Origin of the sequence: Ilumatobacter sp. (assembly GCF_041688325.1) — a bacterium.
Lineage (GTDB): Bacteria > Actinomycetota > Acidimicrobiia > Acidimicrobiales > Ilumatobacteraceae > Ilumatobacter_A.
Genome location: NZ_JBDNIJ010000371.1, coordinates 1 through 2,268 on the forward strand (window position 1 = coordinate 1; position 2,268 = coordinate 2,268).

Here is a 2,268-nt window from a genome sequence, read left to right on the forward strand (position 1 = left end):
CGACGGCGCGTCGGGGCGAGCCTGCTCGAAGCGCACACCGCGGGCGCGATGCACGCGTCGGACAACCCGCGCCGGTCGGCGCTTGCGCCCTGCAGGGTCGGCCAGATCGGCGAGATCGATCACCACACCGTCGTGTTGCGGGTCGAAGCCGATTGCGTTGAAGACGCTCCGATCGGCCAGATCGGAGCTCGGCGTGTCGAAATTGCGGTTGCGGCGGCGGGGCAGCCAACGCAGCAGATCGCGACGGTGCGGCCGCCAACCAGCAGCAGCACGGACCAACCTGCGGAGCCGAACGCCGATCGACAGGATCTGTGCCCGGACCTGCAGACGGTCGTGTCGAACCAGGCCCGCTGATTCAGAGCGATCGGCACGCGCCGTCGACTGGGCAGTCGAGGCCGCCTCGTCGATGTGGTTCCACGGCCGTTCCCACGAAGTGCCCGATGTCGAATCCGGACCGCCCGCCATCAGGCCACTGTAGCGCTCGCCTCTCCCCTGGCTTTGCCGTGTTTGCAGTGGATCGGCCCGACAGTTCAACCCCAGCGCTACTCTGGCTGATCATGCCTCGTCGATGCGTCTTGCTGTGCACGAGCAACGGGGCAGGCCTCGGACACGTCACACGCATGATGGCCGTCGCCGAACAACTCGGCCCCGACGTCGACTGCATCCTCTTCACGCTGTCCGCGGCACTGCCGATTCCTGTCGAAGCAGGGCTGCGAGTCGAGCACCTTGCCTCAGCCGGATACCTCGATGTCACGCCCAACGAGTGGCACGAGCTGCTCGAAGATCGAGTCGAGCAACTCATGACGCGTTACCGACCCGACGTCGTCGTCTTCGACGGTGTCCACCCGTATCGCGGCCTGACCAATGCACTCGGACGTCGACGTCTCCGCCGCCGACCACATCGGGTCTGGATGCGGCGCGCTATGTGGCGGCCAGGCGTTGGTGACAAGACGATCCAGTTAGCCGATCACTTCGACGAGGTGATCGAGCCTGGCGAATACGGAGCCGCGTTCGACCACGGTGCAACGTCGAAGGTGCTCGCCGGCGTCCATCACATTCCACCGATCTGCTACGTCGGGCCAAACGGCGAGCTCGATCGCACCGCCGCGTGTGCAGAACTGGGCCTCGACGCTCAGGCCCTGAACGTCATGGTGCAGTTGGGGGCTGGCACAATCAACGACCTCGACTCGACACTCGGGAGCCTGGTCGGCGAGCTGCAACGTGTCGGCGCTCGCCCGTGCCTGGCGCGCAGTGTGCTCAGCGCACCCGCCGACGACCCCACCGGCGGGGTCGCGGTTGTCAGACAATTTCCGATCAGTCGGTACTTCGCGGCGTTCGACTTCGCCGCCATCGCAACCGGCTACAACTCGTTCCACGAGGCTCTTTCGCTCGGGCTTCCCTCAATCCTCGTCCCGAACTTGGCCACCAAGACCGACGACCAGGACGCCCGAAGTCGCTGGGCCAGCGAGCAAGGGCTCGGCCTCCGCTGGGACGGATCCGACGACCGGACCCTGCGGGACGCGGTCGCTGCGCTCGCCGACAACGAACGGCGCGCAGGCATCCGCACTCGGCTCGAAGCGCTGCCCGCCGCCGACGGCAGCCGCACCGCGGCGCGCCTCATCGAGGGTTGGCTGTGAACGCGCCCGACGACACGGGCCAGCCCCGTCGGCGTGGACCCCGCGGACGCGGCGCGTATCTCTGGTTGATCGAACGGATCCCCGACCGGTACGAACCGCAGCTCCGAGACGCTGCAACGACGGTCAGAAATCGTCGGCTTCGGATTCGGCTCTTCAGAGAACGCTGGATTCGCCGGTCGCGGCGCTCCGTCCGACGGTCCGAGCGCGCATGGATGCGCCGCATCCGTCAGGCAGTACGAACAACCAACCGGATTGCGGCCCGGACGCGGCGAGGCATGCTCCAAAATCGACAGCACCAGGAGCCCGCTGAACAACCTGCGTGGACACCACGTGGTCGTATTTCACGAGCGATATTTCCGGCGATGGTGCGATTTCCGGGTGACGGCGAGTTGGTCGTGATCGATGCCACCGGACATCCGACCGCACAAATCGTCGCGTGCCAGGATCGCTTCTCCCAACGGTTCCTCGTCGTCACCGACGCGCCATCGGTCGGGGCGCTCCGAACAGCCGGAATACCTTACGAATATTTGCCGACAGCGGCAGCCAACCATCCCGCCGAAACGTTTCTTGAACGGCTGCTGTGGCTCGACTACGTCTACGGCATCGACCGGATCGAGCGACTGGATCACTA

2 protein-coding genes and 1 pseudogene are annotated in these 2,268 nt (G+C 66.0%); 2 read left to right on the plus strand and 1 reads right to left on the minus strand.

Translation table 11 applies throughout. From position 1 onward, the window contains the following. Positions 1-465 (minus strand): annotated as a pseudogene (locus ACH2EI_RS18985) (hypothetical protein); the annotation flags it as partial. Between the two features lie 92 nt (positions 466-557). Here ACH2EI_RS18985 and ACH2EI_RS18990 point away from each other — a divergent pair. Together ACH2EI_RS18990 and ACH2EI_RS18995 are read left to right on the plus strand one after the other, a co-directional pair. After that, on the plus strand, positions 558-1,637 hold the full coding sequence (locus tag ACH2EI_RS18990) for a UDP-N-acetylglucosamine--LPS N-acetylglucosamine transferase (RefSeq protein WP_395161165.1): 1,080 nt from the start codon (positions 558-560) through the stop codon (positions 1,635-1,637). Positions 1,638-1,999: 362 nt separating this feature from the next. Next, positions 2,000-2,268, plus strand: a 269-nt coding sequence (locus tag ACH2EI_RS18995; protein WP_395161167.1) for a hypothetical protein, incomplete at its 3' end; no start/stop codon positions are given.

Excerpts from the sequence above, each read along its gene's own strand:
- ACH2EI_RS18990 (WP_395161165.1), top strand. The coding sequence starts at position 558 with ATGCCTCGTCGATGCGTCTTGCTGTGCACGAGCAACGGGGCAGGCCTC.